Genomic DNA, 16,286 nt, shown 5'->3' on the forward strand with positions numbered 1-16,286 from the left:
AAACCGATGTTTACTGTTTTGCGGAAGCCCGCAGATTCAGCATTTTTCAACTTCTTTCTATAGTGGAAATAGCGACAAACAATCGTTCTAATTCTCGAAATAATTTAAGTTTTTAGAAGCGCCGACAATGAGTCTCGCTCAACAGAAGCAGTTGTGAGGGCGCACTGATTGGTTTAAGTGTGGTGTTGATGCGGAGCGGGTTTTGCTGTTCCGGCGTGGCTGAGCCAATGCCGCTTGCAGTCTGGCTGAATAGGAATATCTGGTCGAACAGGTTGGTCTGGGAACTTGTATTTGCACGTCGGAAAGTCTTCATTTTACCGTAAAAGGGAGTGGGCGGATTCCAATCCTTTATTTTTTCATTGTTCATTAGGCATTTAACCCCTAACTTGCCGCCCAACGTTACTAATTCGTAGAGAAAGTTGATTATTGAAACACGCGCCTATGCCCGCGCCGGGCTGTTAGGCAATCCTTCCGATGGCTTTTTTGGCAAAACGATCTCGATTTCCGTCCGCAACTTTGGAGCATCCGTATCGTTGTATGAGTCGCCAGAGCTGAACATTGAACCCCAGCCGCAGGATACGAATTCTTTCCGGAGTATTTACCACCTACGCGATGCCGTAGCCTCGTTGGGGTATCACGGTGGAGTGCCGTTGATCAAAGCGGCCCTCAAGCGGTTTTGTGAATACTGCGATCAGCAGGGAATCCGGCTGCCCAACAAAAACTTCACCATTCGTTACAGCACCTCCATTCCACGGCAGGTCGGGCTTTCTGGCTCCAGCGCAATCATCGTTGCTACGTTTCGGGCCTTGATGAAATTCTATCAGGTCGAGATCCCGCTGCCTCAATTGCCGACACTGGTGCTGAAAACCGAGTCGGAAGAACTGGGCATAACAGCGGGCTTACAGGACCGGGTGATTCAGTGCTACGAAGGGTGTGTTTATATGAATTTCGACCGGGAACAGATCGAACGCTGCGGACACGGTTTTTACGAGCCAATCGAACCCCGGTTGCTGCCCAAACTATACATCGCCTACAAAACCTCGTTAGGAAAACAGTCGGGGCGCATTCATAACGATGTGCGATCGCGCTGGGACAAAGGTGAGGAACTGGTAGTTAAGACGTTGCAGGATATTGCCGACGTAGCTCGTCGGGGCCGGGAAGCGATCCTGAACAATGATGCCAATCAGTTGCACGAACTGGTCAACGAAAACTTCGACCTGCGCACCCGGATTTACAACATCAGCGAAAGCAATCTGGAGATGGTTTCGGAAGCCCGGCGTATCGGCGCATCGGCCTCTTTTGCCGGTTCGGGCGGAGCCATTGTGGGTATTTACAAAGACGATGATATGCTCAACCGCCTGTTTGTTACCATGAAACAGCTCAACGCCCGGGTTATCAAACCGTACGTAGTTTAATTTCGAAAGAAAGGAAGAGCGAAAGAGCAAATTGCTCCGCCAGTTTTCAGTCTTCATTGCATCTTTTCGCTCTTTCATCCATTCACTCATTGATATGATTAAGAAAGCCGTTATTCCCGCTGCCGGACTGGGAACCCGTTTTTTACCGGCCACCAAGGCGCAACCCAAAGAAATGCTGCCCATCATCGACACCCCAACCATTCAGTATGTGGTTCAGGAAGCTGTTGATTCGGGAATTGAAGATATTCTGATCATTACCGGAAAGGGCAAGCGTTCCATTGAGGACCACTTTGATCGGAACTATGAACTCGAAACCCGGCTGGAAGAGAAAGAAGACGAGGCCCTGCTGCTGGAAATGCGCCGGTTGTCGGATATGGCCGATATTCATTTCGTTCGGCAACGGGAGCTGAACGGGTTGGGCGACGCGATTTACTACGCTCGTCACCACGTGGGAAACGAGCCTTTTGCGGTTTTGCTGGGCGATACGATCATGGATTCGGTGATTCCGGTCACGCAGCAGTTGATTGACACCTACGATCAGTACCGCGGAACGGTTATCGCCGTAGAAGAGGTACCCGCGGATAAAGTAAACCGCTACGGTATTGTAGGTGGGTCAATGCTGAGCGACAGCATCATGGAACTGAGCACCCTCATTGAGAAACCCGCCATTGATGCCGCTCCGTCAAATCTGGCCATTGCCGGACGGTATATCCTGACGCCTGATATTTTTGCCGCCATCGAGCAGACGTCGAAGGGGAAAAACAACGAAATCCAGTTGACGGACGCCATGCTGCTGCTGCTCAAACGCGAAAACATCTATTCGCACCGGATTGAGGGTAAACGGCACGACATTGGCAACAAAATGGACTTCCTGAAAACGACAGTTGAATTTGCGTTGAAGCGGAAAGAGTTTTCAGGACCTTTTCTGAAGTTCCTGAAAGAAATCGTAGCAGCTCACTCCTGAGCGTTTTTTGAACCGTTTGCTATAAACTTACAGGCCGTGTTTTTGCGATTTGCAGGCAAGAACACGGTTTTTTTATGGTTTGTTAAAAACAATGGCTAGTTCTTTCTCTAGTTCTGCTCCGTGCAGCCCTTTGCGAATCACGTACCCTTCTTTGTCGATGAGCCAGTTGATGGGCACGGAACCGTTTCCGTATTGCGTTCCCACCACATTGCGCGACCCGACCCGGTCGGAAAGCTGGGGCCACGGCAGACTCGCTTTCTGAAGTGCTTCTTGCCAGGCGCTGGGATCTTCATCAACCGAAATGCTGATAATCTGGAGGCCTTTGTCCTTGTATTGCTGGTACAGCGACTTGAGCCGATTGTGTTCCTGCTGACAATATTCGCACCAGCTGGCCCAGAAATCAAGCAGGACCACGTTGCCTTTATACGAAAGTAAGCTGACAGGTTTGGTCAGTTGATCGGCCAGGATCAGGTTGGGCATATGCTGGCGGGGTTCAGGTGCCCGATCAAAGACGTGCTCGCGGATTTGTCTGCCAACCGAGTGCTGCTGAAGCGTGTAATCCAGTTTGTTCCAGAGATCTTTTGCCTTTTCTTTGGGTAGATTGGGCAAAAGGGCATTCAACTCAAAAAGACTAACCGGAGAGCTGGCGTAGGATTCGATGAAGGTTGCCCGGACGTCAACCATATCCAGGGTTACGGATTCGTGCTGCTGCGCGTACACTACCGCTTTTTGTTTTTCTCCCTTTTGAATTGCCTTTACTCGCAACTGCTCAAGCTGGTCCCGTCTTTTCACGAAAGGTTCAAGCATTTTATCCAGCAATAGCTGCTGGCGCAACGCCGTAGAACCCACAATTGATACATGCTGCGGTGAATTGGCGTCACCGAGAATACTAACGGGCGCGTTATCCAGCAGAAAAGGGTTGAATCCATTGCCCCAGCGGACAAAAACCGCGTAATACCCCGCTTCGCCGATGATGCCCTGAAACGAAAAGTGACCGTCGGCGGAGCGGCAGGAATCCAGCGTAGCGGCTTTGGCGTCATACAAAGCCGCCTTGGCCTGCTCACGGGTGGCCAGGTAAATGGTGCGGCCTTTTAGATTGCTTAAATGCCCCGTAATTGAGTACCGGGTGGGGGCTTCCTGCCCAAATGCCTTACCGACAAGGAGCAGGATAAAAAGAAGTGTAAACCGACCCATCTCTATCTCATTTAGAATCCAAAAGAAAGGTAGAAGATGTTTTTTAAAAATGCAACGATATCTATAGTTTGACAGGAGGTCGGCTGCTATCGCATCAACCCATAGAATACCATGATGGAAATAAAAGTCGGATGAATGAAAAAAATAAAGCTAGCTTCTCTCATTGTGAAACTAGCTTTGTATGGCAAAATGGCGCTTTTAGTGATGTTTCATGCCCCCTTTTTTGCAGCAGGAGGGTAGTTTGGCGTAGCCCTTCTCATCGGCGGTTACCTCGTCGGCGTCGTAGCCGGTTTTGGAAATAGTCGCTTTGATTTTGCTGATGTCAGTTTTTTTAGGGTTGTACTTGACCGTCACCACTTTGTCTTTCAAATCCAGATTGGATTCCTTGATTCCTTTCTCAAAGGCCAGATTTCGCTCGATGCGTTCTTTACACATGGAACAGATGGCCGACGTTTTAATTTTTACTTCTTTTTCCTTGTCGTCGCTGGCCCGGGTTGTGAAGCCAACGGCCAATAAAACAAACGTCAGCATTCCAATTAAGTGCTTTTTCATAGCTATGGAGAGTTTGGGTAAAAGAGTCTCGGTTTTAATGGTGATTCATACGGTTTCCCGGCATCAATATCGGCATTAACGATGGCGTGATTCGCAAGTAAATCTGCCCTGATAACGGTGTTTTACCATAAATCGGTTCCAGTGATTTTGCGGGGAGATGACCCGTTAGCTGTGCGCCCAGCACCAGATCCGTCCGGGCTAGTTGCAAAAGTCGGCGGTTCATTCCCAACGTCAGGCTATTGATAGTAACCAGTTTCGTTCCGAAAGGCTGCGAAGCAAAATAATCTTCAAGTCCTAATTCATCAACGGATTTGGTGATGTTTTCGTACCGACCGTACAGGGCCGTCCGACCCAATTGCAAACTGCTTTCGGCCAGGTACGCGTTTTCGTGCAACCCATCGTGCGAATTCATTCCCCAGACCAGCGCCGAGGAAACATAGTGGTCGGGCCGCCCCAACGGTTTGCTATGCAAAAGTGATGCCGTTGTGCGGGTGACGTTGTGATCGGGGTCAACCGCTTCCGGACTTTTGATAAAACCCTGCGAAAACTGGAGCGCCAGCGACGGCGACGGATTGACCGACAAACGGTACGAATAACTGTCGAACCGGGGACGATCAAAGCCGTAGCGGTTTTCATTCGGTTCGCGGCCCGTGAAACTGGACACCTCCAGCTTCGCAATCTTGTAGCGAAAACCCGCCGTAGCAACGCCGTACGTAATGTGCGTTGCATCGGTCCAGTGATGGCCCAAAGGCGAATCCGGGTTGTTGAAGGACGAAATCCGGTGCATGAAAGCGGGTGGTCCCAAAGCCGGTTCGCCGGGATAGCCCACGTAGCCAAACACATCGGCGTTGGGCGAGAGCGCATAGGAGTACCCGGCCGACAGTTCCGAAAACAAATCGTGCTGGTGCTGGCGATCGACAAGCCGCTGGCCTTTGTAGGTTTCGCCCGATTGAAACAACAGTGGATAACCGCCGTTGCCAACGGTGAACGGATCGAGTGAAAGCATGGCTTTGATGGCCAGCAACCCGCGTCGACCCACTGGACGTTGTGCCATCCCCATCACGTAATTGGGCGCATCGAAAGCCGAAGCACGGCCCCGCTTGCCGGGGTTGTTGACGTTCTGGTTGGTGTGGCGTAGAAACACGCTATAGTGCAGCATCGTCATCCAGGGGCGACCGGTTGGTCCCGTTTTGTGGGACATGTACATGTACATCGGTGTTTGGTCGGGATGCCAGGCGGTGCCGGATGCATTCCGGTTCATCGGCAGATTCCGGGAATACAAGTGCGACATCATCGACATACTCTGCTGCATTTCCATCATGTTGTGCATGGCGTGCCCCATAGCGGCATGGTCCATGCTGTCCTGCCGCATCATCTTCCGGGCCGGTGGCATTTTGGCTTTCCGGCTGGTGTCGGCCGGAAAGTCGTTTGCCAGGGCCAGGCCCGTAATGCTGCACAAGAAAACGAGTACAAAGAACGGTTTTATGGTTGCATTGATCATAGTCGTACGTTAATTCAGGCGTATTCCTTACGCCGTGGCCGACAATCGCCGGCAATCGTCAGCGCAACGGCGGCAGGTTTCGGCGCAGGCCCGGCAATGGTCGTGATCGTGCCGGCCGCATTCGTCGGCACAGGCGTCACAGACATCGGCGCAAAGCACCATAAACTGCATCATAAAGGCCGAATCGCGGGCCGTCAGGCTGCCGCACATTTTACAAAAATCAGCGCAATCGCGGCAGAGCCGGATGCAATCGCGCATCATCATAATGTGATCTTCTTTCAAACAGGCCGTTGCGCAGTATTCGCAGGCGGCTGCACAATCAAAACAAATCTGGATGTGCTCCTGATGGTGTTGCAAAGTTTCCATGCCGTACTAAGTTTTTTGTTAAACAATTGATTACAAGCGAACTTCCGTTACGGTAGGATTGGCAAAGGTACAGCGGACAGACCCAGAAAAAGTACAGAACTCTGGTCGTCCTGTGCATCATTTTGAGTTGCCTATTTTGTCAATTTCAGTGCGGTAGGCCAGCCCGTTCCGTTTGTAATCGCTCGGTGTCAGGCCCACAATCTGCTTGAACTGATTCGACAAATGCTGGGTACTGCTGTAACCCAGCCGCCAGGCAATTTCACTTAAGGTTAACTCGCCGTATCGCAAATATTCCTTCACTTTCTCGATTTTCTGAGCAATGAGGTATTTTTCAATCGTCATTCCCTCGAGGGCCGAAAACAGGTGGCTCAAATATGAATAATCGTAGCCCACCTTCTGGGTCAGAAAATCCGACAGGTTCTGGTGCTCCGGGCGCTCCCGTCGGTCGTGATGAACTTCGTTCACAATGAGCGTTTTAATCTGTTCGACGACAACGGCCTTACGGTCTTCCAGCAATTCAAAATCATTTTCGGCGAGCAGCTGTTTAATTTGATCGAGTGAAACTGTCGCGGGCAACTCCCGAATCTCCACTTCGCCCAGTTCGACCTGCAGGACGTCCATTCCCAGCTCTTCCAGAATTTCGCGAACAACGCGTTTGCACCGCCCGCAGACCATATGTTTGATGTATAGTTTCATGAGAAATAGTGTCTAGAACCCTGATTACGCAGATTAAACCGGTCGGCGCGACCCGCGCTTAACATGAACTGTGTTAAAAGTCAAGCCATCGAACGTAAAATTGGTTGATAATTCGGATCATAGTCTTCGTTGAATTTAACCACCGCATACGCTTGGCGAAGCAGTTTGTTGACGACTGCCATTAACGCCACATTAGTCACCTTGCCCGCAGCTTTTAGCCGCTGATAACATTCCTGACACGGTTTATTGTAGCGGATGGCTGACAAGCTGGCCATATACAATTGGCCCCTTAAATGAGCATCTCCAGAACGGTTAATTCCCTTAGTGATCCCTACTTTCCCCGACTGATAAATAACCGGAGCTACACCGATAAACTTAGCCAAGGCCTTCGCAGAAATAAAGTCTTTAAAGCCATTGGTTGTCTCAATTAAGGCAGTGGCGACGGCGTCAGAAATGCCTTTTATGGACCGTAACCGCTTGTACTGATCGGCGAAATCAGCTTGACATACCTGGTTTATTTCGGCCTTTAATTGTGCAATGGCCGCCTGAAAATGAGCAATCATCTGCTGCAAACTAAACTGAACGGTAGCATCTTTTAGGGGTAATGGCTGGAATGATTCGAATAGGTTAAGCAGCGCTACCCGCTGTTTTTGATATTGCCGGAGCAACGTACGTTTCTGTCTGAGAAGCATCAGACTCTCGTTACTCATCTGATAAACAGGAGGTTGGATTGCCCTCCCATACTCAGACAATAAAATAGCATCACACGGATCGGTCTTAGTGATCGATAAATGCATTTTGGCGAAGTGATGGCTCTGCTTCGGGTTGATTACCGATATCGTCACCTTGGCTTTGGTGAGCATATAAGTCAACAGAACAGAATACGAACCGGTGGCTTCTAGCACACAATGGGCCTGCTCGGGAAGTTGATTTAATAGCGAATGAATACCGTCGGGCGAATTGACATAAGTACTTACTTTCCAGCCCGCCGTTGATTTCGGCATAGCCACTGACAAACTATTTTTAGACACGTCAATACCAATGTAAGTTGTCATAGAAATAGGGAGTTGCAAAGGGGAAAAGAAGAGATAACAGGTAATTGATGCCATGAATTTTAGACCCTAGCATAGCATACGCGGTTTTTTACCAATTGAACTGTCCAGGCTTAAAAATTCACCAGCGGGAGTCAAAACATGTTAAACAGGTTTGGCTAATAAGATTTCGGACTTGCCTCCGCTGGTGGCTCAAATCACAGCTGAATAACTGTCTTTTTTGAGTATTTTTCAATTCAGTTCAAACGTACTATAAGATTTCATTTATATCCTCTTAATACTACGCGTAATCCGAGGTTAAGACTTGGTTCAGATTTTAAGTTTATACCGGAATCCGGCGTAAATCATTCGACCCGTAATGGGACCCCAAACACGGCCTGCTGCGTCGAAATCCCGCCCGAACGGATCATTCGCACCAACAATGGGGTTCGCCTGCCGAAAGTTGCCGAGGTTTTCGCCACCCAGGTAGACCTCCCACAGCCGAAAGGATTTGCTGACTTGCGCGTTGATGTTGTAAAAACCGGGTGCATTTTCAATCGGCATGTTCTGGTAGCCGGTATGTTCGTAGCCTTCGCGCAGGTACGGAATGCGTTTCGGGCCGTTCCATTGCACCGTGACATCGAATTTCCACTTGTCGTAGGGCAGGGCATATCCGGCGTTGAATAACACGCGGTCGCGGCTCACCATCATGCGGGGCAGCAACCGATTTTCCCCGAAGCTCATGCCCATCGACTGCCGAACGTCAAAAAGCCGGTACGCCAGCTTTACCTCCAGGCGTTTGATCGGCTGGTAGTTGAACTCGGCCTGGAAACTGTTGGAAAACGAACGGCCTCTAGCACCACCCACTGACCGGCTGGATAGGTAGTAAAAATGCAGCTCGCGCGGGTGTTCCAGATCAACAATCAGCTGGTTTTGAAAATTCGTGCGGTAATAGTCCAGAATCAGCGAAGCTTTCTGACCAAACAAATTGAATTCCTGGGTCAGGCTGGTGCCGTAGTTCCACGAAATTTCGGCCTGTGGTTTGCTGTCAAAATAAACCGCTCGCGAGCTGACCAGGTATCCGTAATTCTCGGCGAGCGCGTTCGGTGTTCGAAAGCCCCGTCCGGCAGAAGCCCGAAGAATCAGGTTGTCCGTCAGGTCGTATTTGGCGTGGAAACGGGGCGTAAACTGCGTGCCGAACAGGTTGTGAAAGTCGAGTCGGGCTCCGGCTACCAGTGTTAGTTTCTCCAGGTATTTGTAGGTGTATTCGCCAAAGATGCCGGGAACCGATTCGGTGCGCGTCATGACCGTATCCCGGTATTTCTCCCGGTAATTGTCGAGCAAGTAACTCAAACCGGCTTTGAAGGAGTGATTGGTGTTGTCGATGATGGACTGGTAAATCAGATTACCGTACAGGGTTTGCTGGCGACCATCATACGGAATAAAACCGAACGTCGAGTTTTGTTCGTGGTTGACAGCATTCAGAATGAACCCCAGCCCCCGGTACGGTTTTTCCGGATACAACAAAGCCGTTTTGGAAAACGCTTCCAGCCGTTTGGTAGTGTTGGTAAACTGGTAGGTTGGGCCGGCGCTACGGTTTTCGTTGGCCTGGCCACCCGTACGGTCTTCGTGCAGTGCTTTGACCCCAAACTGCGTCATAAACCGTTCGGTTCCGTACTTGGCCCGAACAATACCGTTATACTGCGTGTAAAGCGGTAGATCCAGAAAATTGTCGCCATTCTGATCGATCCGGTTTTGCAGCGTGCTGGCATGACCCAGAAAGCCAACGCTCCATTTTTCGGAGAGTGGGCGCGACAGATTAAGGTTGCCTTCAACCCGGCCGAAGCTGTTGACGTAAGCATTGGCCAAGATGCGCTCCTGGGCGTCGGGCTTCTGCAACTCCACATTCATCGCGCCCGACATGCCTTCGTACCCATTCACGACCGAACCAGCGCCTTTGCCAATGTCGATGGAAGAAATCCAGGTGCCGGGAATATAATTCAGACCGAAAGTTGAAGCCAGGCCGCGAATGGTCGGAATGTTTTCGACGTTGGTTTGAACATAGTTTCCGCTTAGTCCGAGCATTTGAATTTGCTTGGCACCGGTGACGGCATCGCTGTAGGAAACATTGACCGACGCGTTGGTTTCGAACGATTCGGAAAGGTTGCAGCAGGCCGCTTTTGCTAGCGTCCGCGTGGTCAGAATTTCGTTTTGAATCGGTGATATTCGGTCAATCTGCGAGGAAGCACCCTGTACGGTGACTTCCTGCAGGGTGTTTTGACTCGCCAAAATGACCTGGAGCGGAACGGTATCCGAAACCGAAACCGTATCGGGTTGAAAGCCCACAAAACTGAACACCAGTTGATGGGTGGTTTCCGAACGGGCAATTTCGAAACTTCCCTCGGCGTTGGAGGTTGTTGACAGGGTGGTGCCGGCCCAGTAGATGTTGACGCCGACCAACGGCGTTGTTTGGGTATTAACACGCTCGAAAACCGTACCCGTGACGGTTTGGGCGTACGTTGAAATACAGTTGAAAATCAACAGCAACGGTGCTGTTAATCCATAGCGTATGATGGAAGATAGATGCATAGAAGGTCGAATTGTGGTGAAACCTGGAACAGTCCATGCGGAAAAGACGCAGTGGACTTCAACTCAGCACAAGCGATCGTCTATAGCAAAAAACGTTGGACAAACGAGAGCAGACTGCGCCCGTAGGGAAGAGGAGGGGAATCACCCGCGATTTTTACCAGATCCGTATCATCCGGAATGAGGTCGTCGATCAGCCACTGGAACAGCGCGGCCAAACCAGCCCCCGCTACGTCGGCGATGACCTTGATGAATTTGGCAACCAGTTGGGTAATGGACGACGAAAAGTCAACGTTTTCGTACCGTTGTTCTTCCTTACAGCAGTCCGTTCGTTTGACAACCGGGCCGATCGAGGTTTGGTTGGATACGGAAAATTTCTTGCTGTGGACCGGGCAGTCGGAATTGGTAGAGCGACTGATCGCCATTGACACTTTCTTGCCGCGCATCAGACACGTATGCTCAATCAGGCCAAAACCAGTACTGCTCAGCAGCACAAGGCAGGCCATCAGGAGGTTAAAGTATCGGAAGCACGTGTGTTTCATGACGGTTCAAAAGTAGAGCTTCCTGGGTGCAAATGCAAGTGCAGAATTTTGTGATCCGGTGCAGGATTTTGTGATAAAAGGCAAAACCGCATCAAAAAAGCGGTAAAGCCATTGGCTCCACCGCTTTTTACGTTATAGAGATTGGTAAGTAATAAGTGCTTAGTAACCAGGATTCTGCTTCAGAACATCGGCACCGAGAATGTCGATTTCTGCCTGCGGAATCGGTAAATACTCGTTTTTGTTCGGAGTAAATTTCGTACCACCCAGTGCACCCGGCAGGAATTGACTATCGTATTTCAGGTAGTCGTTGATTTCCTTGTCGGCCAGTCCCCAGCGAACGAGATCGTAGAAACGGTGGCCTTCCATCGCCAGTTCCAGCTTGCGCTCAAATTGAACAGCTTGCCGGGCGGCATCTTTGGTGCCAAAGGCTGAAGCGGGGTATTCGCTGATGACATATTTAGCGGCTGGTTTTCCGGCGTTCATCACAAAACCGTCGGCGTTGGCGGCCCGTTTCCGAACCATGTTAACGTATTCAAGCGCTTTCGTTAGCGAACCGACTTCAACTTCGGCTTCGGCCGCCATGAGCAGCACATCCGCATACCGGATGATGTTGAAGTTCATGGCCGTATAAGCCGGAGTCCAGGAGCTTTTATCAACCAGCGATTCGTCGGCTTTGTACCACACAAATTTTTTGGTCAGGTAAGGACCGGCGTTCGGTTGGTTCCGAATCCAGTCGTAGCCCGGCATCACGATCCAATCCAGGAACGGAATTCCCCGGCGACCGATCGTGTGGTCCAGACGAGGATCAACGTTACCTGCATCTGGAGTGAAGGCGACGTCTGATTTGAGACCCATGTCGTTTTTCAACGCATTAGCGGGCTGGTTATATGATTTGTCCAGCAAAGGCAAACCGTTAGCGTTCGTGCGGTACGAGTTAGCCAGTTCGAAGCTGGGCGCGAAGAAACCGCAGCAGCCCGCCGGGCCATTCGGCCCCGTGTTGTACGGGTAATTCAGGTCCATATCGGGGTTGGCGTTGTTGACGCTGCCTGTTCCGGAAGCGGCCTGAATCGCAAAAACGGATTCTTCATTGTTATCGTTGGCCGGGCGATACATGTCCGCGAATTTAGGAAACAGGCCGTATTTCTTACCGTTGGACGTTTTACCGTTCACAACAATTAGATCGTACAGCGCTTTGGCTTCGGTAAATTTTTTCTGGTACATGTAAATCTTCGCCAGGTACGCGGCTGCCGCCCACTTGTTCACCCGACCGACTGATGACTGCGTTTCCGGCAGGCTTTCGTAGGCGAACTTCATGTCAGCTTCGATTTTGGGCCACAGCTCCTGGTCGTTCTTCACTTTTTCGATGCCGGTGCCGTAATCGACGGTTTCATCCACGTACGGAACGTTGTTGAACGCCCGTTTCATCTCGAAGTAGAAGTGAGAGCGCAGGAAACGGGTCTCGGCTTCGATTTGCTTTTTATCGTTTGCGCTAACGTCGGGTCCGGCGGTAGGCAACAACCGCAGGATGGCGTTGGCTCGGGCTACCCCTTCGTAATTTCCCCGCCATTTATCCAGAATGACACCCTGGCTGGGCAGGTATTCAAAGCGTTGGATCGGGTTGATGTCGCTGAAATCGCCCGGATCGGTTCCTTTGTTGGCATCGCCCCCGCGGATACTTCCCCAAACCCAGTTAGAAGGGCTGGCCATCCGTTGATCCCGGCCATTTATTTGCCCATAGACCGAGATCAATGCGCCGTCTAACCCTTTCTTGGTCGTCAACTGCGCCCCGCTGACCTGCCCCGTTGGCAGCACCTCCAGGAACGAGTCCTTGCAGGAGTAACCAAGGAAGGTTAGCGCCAGGGTGGCGGCTGTCGTAACAGCCAATGTTTTATTGATAAGTTTCATTTTCGAATGAGCTTTTACAGAATCAAATAATTGGGAAATAGAGCGGGGTTAGAAGCCGAGGTTCAGACCAACCGTGAAGCTTCTGGTGATCGGGTAGTTACCCACGTCGATCCCGAAGTTGGTATCGGCATTACCACCCACACCCGGATCCAGACCCTGGTATTTCGTAACCGTGAACAGGTTGTTGGTTGAAACGAAAAGCCGGGCGCGTTGCAGTCTCAGTTTGCTGATCAGCTCGGGTGCAAACCGGTAGCCCAGGGTAATGTTCTGCATCCGCATGTACGAGCCATCTTCCACGTAGTAGGAGTTGGCCTGTGAGTTTGTACTGAAGTTAGAAACACTTTCAAAGATGGGGATATCCGTGTTGGTGTTCGTGGGCGTCCAGGAGTTTTTCACCCGCTCGCTGATGGCCGCTCCCGAGAAGGTCGGGTAGAAGTCGGTGAACAGTTTCGACACGTTGAAAATTTTGTTACCCAGGAACGCGTTCAGATACGTTTCCAGCTCGAAGTTTTTGTAGTTGATTTTCAGGTTCAGACCCCCACTGAATTTGGGCACCGGGCTGCCCAGGTACGTACGATCCTTGTCATTGATGACGTTATCGCCGTTCAGGTCAGCATAACGGAACCGGCCCACGCCTTTACCCGGTTGTTCGGGAGACGCCGTTACTTCTTCCTGGTTCTGGAAGAGGCCAATCACCTTGTAACCGTAGAAAGAAGAGATCGAGTAGCCTACCTGGTTACGAACCGGGTTGATCCCCCGGAAGCCGGGGTTAACGTAGGTGATGTAGTCCTGGTTGGGGGCCAGTGAAACGATTTTGTTGTTCAAGATACCACCCGTCAGGTTCACTTCGTAGCTCAGATCATTGTTGATACGGCCCCGGTTGATGATTTGCAGGTCAATCCCTTTGTTTGACATTTTACCAATATTCACGAACGGTGCCGAGGCCCGGAATCCAACCGTAGCCGGTGTCGGAATCTGGTACAGCAAGTCCTTGGTATCTTTCTGCCAGAGGTCGAGAACGATGTCCAGTTTTCCGTTGAAGAACGTTCCGTCAATACCAATGTTTTTGGTGATACTGGTTTCCCAACGAGCGTCCGTATTCCCGATCCGTGTCCGGTAATACCCTTCGAGCGTACTGGTGTTCGTACCGTTCAAGTCGTAGGCCGACTGACCGATGTTGGCTCCGTACAGGCTGTATTGGTTGTTGGGATCGACGTTGTTGGAGTTCCCCATCGTTCCGTAACCGCCCCGAACTTTCAGGTCGGTAATCCAGGTAATGCTCTTCATAAAGTCTTCGGAAGATACCCGCCAGGCTGCCGAGAAGGCTGGGAACACCCCGTACCGGTTGTTGGCTCCAAAGCGTGACGAACCATCCCGACGGACAACTCCCGTAACGATGTATTTGTCGTTGTAGTTATAAACTGCCCGACCGAAGACGGAGTAGAAGTTGACGCCTTTGAAGTAGTTACTGTTTACGATCCGTCCTGATGCGGAAGTCGTAGTGAGGGTGATGTAGTCAGGATCGATAGAGAACGGGTTCAAACCGTTACCGCTCATATTACGACCTGCACCGTCGTTGAGGGCTTCCTGTCCAACGAGCAGATCCAAACCGTGTAAGCCGAATTTCTTCTTATAGTTTGCGGTGTTCGTAAACGTCCAGCGGAATACATAGCCACTGCCTTCGTTATAGCCGAAGCTCCCGTTATTTTCCGAGTTTTCGTACTGAATCCGGCTATAGCCAACGTTGTAGAAATTGTCGTACTGACCACCCAGCGAACTCCGAAGCGTCAGGCCCGGAATCGGATCGTATTCCAGGTAAACGTTACCAAACGCGTTGCCGTTGAAGGCGTGGTTGTTTTTCAGGTTATCGCGTTCAGCCACCGGGTTCCGCGGGTTGTTGAAACCCTTAGCTGCCGTACCGGCATACCCGCCAAATTCGTCATAAATCGGGATAATCGATGGCATCCGGAACGCCCCCAGAATCGGGTTTTCGTCGGCGGCTACGCCTTGTCCACCGTTGCCCCCCATCTGGCCGACAACTGAGCGGTACGTAAATTGCAGGCTTTCACCAATCCGCACTTTAGGCGACAGATCAAATTCGGTGTTGGTCCGGAACGTATACCGGCTGAAGTCATTGTATTTCAGGATACCCGCCTGCCGCTGAGCTGTAAAGCTAACGTAATACCGGGCGCTTTCTGAACTGCCTGAGAACCCTAACGTATGGCGGGTTAGAGGAGCATTGCGGGTAATGGCCTTGTACCAGTCGGTACCTTCTTTATTGGCTTTTACCACCTGATAGATAGCGCCCCGCGATGGGTCGATGTTGTATTTGGCGCGTTCGGCGGCCAGATCAACCGTACCCACAACCCCGGAGCGACCACCGACGTTGATGTAGTCCGGAATAACGGGCGTAGCGCCGTTGCCAAACTGAGGGTGGGTCCATTCTTTATCACCCGGTTTCCAGCCGGAGTTCCGGAACGCATTCCAGGTCCAGGTGGCAAAATCCGTGGGATTCATCATGGCCTGACCTTGACCGGGAGTCGTCACCCCGTATTGGCCGTCATACGTTACCGATAATTTACGAGCGGTTTTTGACCCTTTCTTCGTTGTATAGACAATAACCCCGCTGGCGGCCCGGGCTCCGTAAATGGAAGCGGCCGCAGCATCTTTCAACACCGTTGTCGATTCAATATCATCCGGTGCGATGATGTCCGATGAACCTACCGGCACCCCGTCGACAATGATCAGCGGTGAGTTACCCCCGAAGGCACCGAAACCCCGTACCCGCACCTGGCTGGCCGTACCCGGTTGTCCGTTGGTAATAACCGTCACCCCCGGAACCCGTCCCTGCAACTGCTGCTCAACGTTTCCGGACGGAACGGCGGTCAGATCCTTGGACTTAACCGTTGAAACTGCCCCCGTTGTTTCCCGGCGACTATCGGTCGTATACCCTGTTACAACCACCTCGCTTAGCGCGGTAACGTCATCTTCCAGCGAAATGTCGACCGCAGACCGGTTGCCAACCGCTACTTCTTTTGATTTAAACCCGATGGCTGAAATAACGAGCGTTGGGTTTGCCCCCCGAATAGACAGGGTATACTCGCCATTTGCATCAGTGGATGTTCCCGTGGTCGTTCCTTTGATAACAACGTTAGCTCCTGGAACGGGGCCATCAGCACCGGTTACTTTTCCTGTGAGTCGGCGTTCCTGGGCCATTGCGTTGATGCTCCAAAAAAGCACGAACGCACCCAAAAATGCAGATTGGAACAATCTGTAGAATTGTGCTTTCATAATAGGTTTTGTAATAATTGGTTTTATTTTCGTACTAAAATAAGATGACTTTAAACATACTTCAAAATTTTCTAAAGAATATTATAAAAAATCGTGTTGAAACATCTTATTATAAGTTGAAATTATTCAGTTGTATTGAGTTGATTTTTAAGATTTTATCAAAAGCAGTGCGTTACATTTTTTAGCTTTTCTTTTTTTTGGTAGCGGTTGATTATTAGTGATATAGCCAGCATAACGTTGGAT

The 16,286-nt window shown here is 50.7% G+C and carries 12 protein-coding genes; 2 read left to right on the forward strand and 10 right to left on the reverse strand.

Going from position 1 to position 16,286, the window contains the following annotated elements:
• Window positions 1-419 precede the first annotated feature (419 nt).
• Both ACYVH9_RS20220 and galU read left to right on the forward strand, forming a co-directional pair.
• A complete protein-coding gene (locus tag ACYVH9_RS20220; protein WP_460638208.1) occupies window positions 420-1,415 on the forward strand; it encodes a mevalonate kinase family protein in 996 nt (331 codons plus the stop codon).
• A 94-nt stretch (window positions 1,416-1,509) separates the two neighbouring features.
• Window positions 1,510-2,379, forward strand: a complete 870-nt coding sequence (gene galU / locus ACYVH9_RS20225) for a UTP--glucose-1-phosphate uridylyltransferase GalU (protein WP_460638209.1) — start codon at window positions 1,510-1,512, stop codon at window positions 2,377-2,379.
• 72 nt (window positions 2,380-2,451) lie between these two features.
• Here the strand turns inward: galU and ACYVH9_RS20230 are convergent, their stop codons facing one another.
• The 10 genes from ACYVH9_RS20230 to ACYVH9_RS20275 all read right to left on the reverse strand — a co-directional run bounded on the left by ACYVH9_RS20230 (window position 2,452) and on the right by ACYVH9_RS20275 (window position 16,043).
• Entirely contained in the window at window positions 2,452-3,573 is a 1,122-nt protein-coding gene (locus ACYVH9_RS20230; protein ID WP_460638210.1) for a redoxin family protein, read from the reverse strand.
• 198 nt (window positions 3,574-3,771) lie between these two features.
• The gene (locus ACYVH9_RS20235; protein ID WP_460638531.1) at window positions 3,772-4,104 is read right to left on the reverse strand and encodes a heavy-metal-associated domain-containing protein; all 333 of its coding nucleotides are present in this window, start codon (window positions 4,102-4,104) and stop codon (window positions 3,772-3,774) included.
• 55 nt (window positions 4,105-4,159) lie between these two features.
• Window positions 4,160-5,626 (reverse strand): hypothetical protein, encoded by a 1,467-nt coding sequence (locus ACYVH9_RS20240; RefSeq protein ID WP_460638211.1) that lies wholly within the window; start codon window positions 5,624-5,626, stop codon window positions 4,160-4,162.
• Window positions 5,627-5,653: 27 nt separating this feature from the next.
• Window positions 5,654-5,992: a four-helix bundle copper-binding protein gene (locus ACYVH9_RS20245; protein WP_460638212.1), complete on the reverse strand. Its 339-nt coding sequence runs from the start codon at window positions 5,990-5,992 to the stop codon at window positions 5,654-5,656.
• Window positions 5,993-6,109: 117 nt separating this feature from the next.
• Window positions 6,110-6,688, reverse strand: a complete 579-nt coding sequence (locus tag ACYVH9_RS20250; RefSeq protein WP_460638213.1) for a helix-turn-helix domain-containing protein — start codon at window positions 6,686-6,688, stop codon at window positions 6,110-6,112.
• A gap of 80 nt (window positions 6,689-6,768) precedes the next feature.
• Complete coding sequence (locus ACYVH9_RS20255) at window positions 6,769-7,743, reverse strand: IS110 family RNA-guided transposase (protein ID WP_460638214.1); 975 nt, start codon at window positions 7,741-7,743, stop codon at window positions 6,769-6,771.
• Between the two features lie 306 nt (window positions 7,744-8,049).
• Entirely contained in the window at window positions 8,050-10,308 is a 2,259-nt protein-coding gene (locus ACYVH9_RS20260) for a TonB-dependent receptor (protein WP_460638215.1), read from the reverse strand.
• Window positions 10,309-10,388: 80 nt separating this feature from the next.
• Window positions 10,389-10,847: a hypothetical protein gene (locus ACYVH9_RS20265; RefSeq protein WP_460638216.1), complete on the reverse strand. Its 459-nt coding sequence runs from the start codon at window positions 10,845-10,847 to the stop codon at window positions 10,389-10,391.
• Window positions 10,848-11,006: 159 nt separating this feature from the next.
• A complete protein-coding gene (locus tag ACYVH9_RS20270) occupies window positions 11,007-12,752 on the reverse strand; it encodes a RagB/SusD family nutrient uptake outer membrane protein (protein ID WP_460638217.1) in 1,746 nt (581 codons plus the stop codon).
• Between the two features lie 48 nt (window positions 12,753-12,800).
• Window positions 12,801-16,043, reverse strand: a complete 3,243-nt coding sequence (locus ACYVH9_RS20275) for a SusC/RagA family TonB-linked outer membrane protein (RefSeq protein ID WP_460638218.1) — start codon at window positions 16,041-16,043, stop codon at window positions 12,801-12,803.
• Window positions 16,044-16,286: the final 243 nt, after the last annotated feature.

The organism is Larkinella harenae, assembly GCF_054780515.1.

Bases quoted from the DNA above. Each gene is read 5' to 3' on its own strand.
- ACYVH9_RS20275 (WP_460638218.1), bottom strand. From the start codon at position 16,043: ATGAAAGCACAATTCTACAGATTGTTCCAATCTGCATTTTTGGGTGCG.
- ACYVH9_RS20240 (WP_460638211.1), bottom strand. From the start codon at position 5,626: ATGATCAATGCAACCATAAAACCGTTCTTTGTACTCGTTTTCTTGTGC.
- ACYVH9_RS20230 (WP_460638210.1), bottom strand. From the start codon at position 3,573: ATGGGTCGGTTTACACTTCTTTTTATCCTGCTCCTTGTCGGTAAGGCA.
- ACYVH9_RS20270 (WP_460638217.1), bottom strand. From the start codon at position 12,752: ATGAAACTTATCAATAAAACATTGGCTGTTACGACAGCCGCCACCCTG.
- ACYVH9_RS20245 (WP_460638212.1), bottom strand. From the start codon at position 5,992: ATGGAAACTTTGCAACACCATCAGGAGCACATCCAGATTTGTTTTGAT.
- ACYVH9_RS20260 (WP_460638215.1), bottom strand. From the start codon at position 10,308: ATGCATCTATCTTCCATCATACGCTATGGATTAACAGCACCGTTGCTG.
- ACYVH9_RS20255 (WP_460638214.1), bottom strand. From the start codon at position 7,743: ATGACAACTTACATTGGTATTGACGTGTCTAAAAATAGTTTGTCAGTG.
- ACYVH9_RS20250 (WP_460638213.1), bottom strand. From the start codon at position 6,688: ATGAAACTATACATCAAACATATGGTCTGCGGGCGGTGCAAACGCGTT.
- ACYVH9_RS20265 (WP_460638216.1), bottom strand. From the start codon at position 10,847: ATGAAACACACGTGCTTCCGATACTTTAACCTCCTGATGGCCTGCCTT.
- ACYVH9_RS20235 (WP_460638531.1), bottom strand. From the start codon at position 4,104: ATGCTGACGTTTGTTTTATTGGCCGTTGGCTTCACAACCCGGGCCAGC.
- galU (WP_460638209.1), top strand. From the start codon at position 1,510: ATGATTAAGAAAGCCGTTATTCCCGCTGCCGGACTGGGAACCCGTTTT.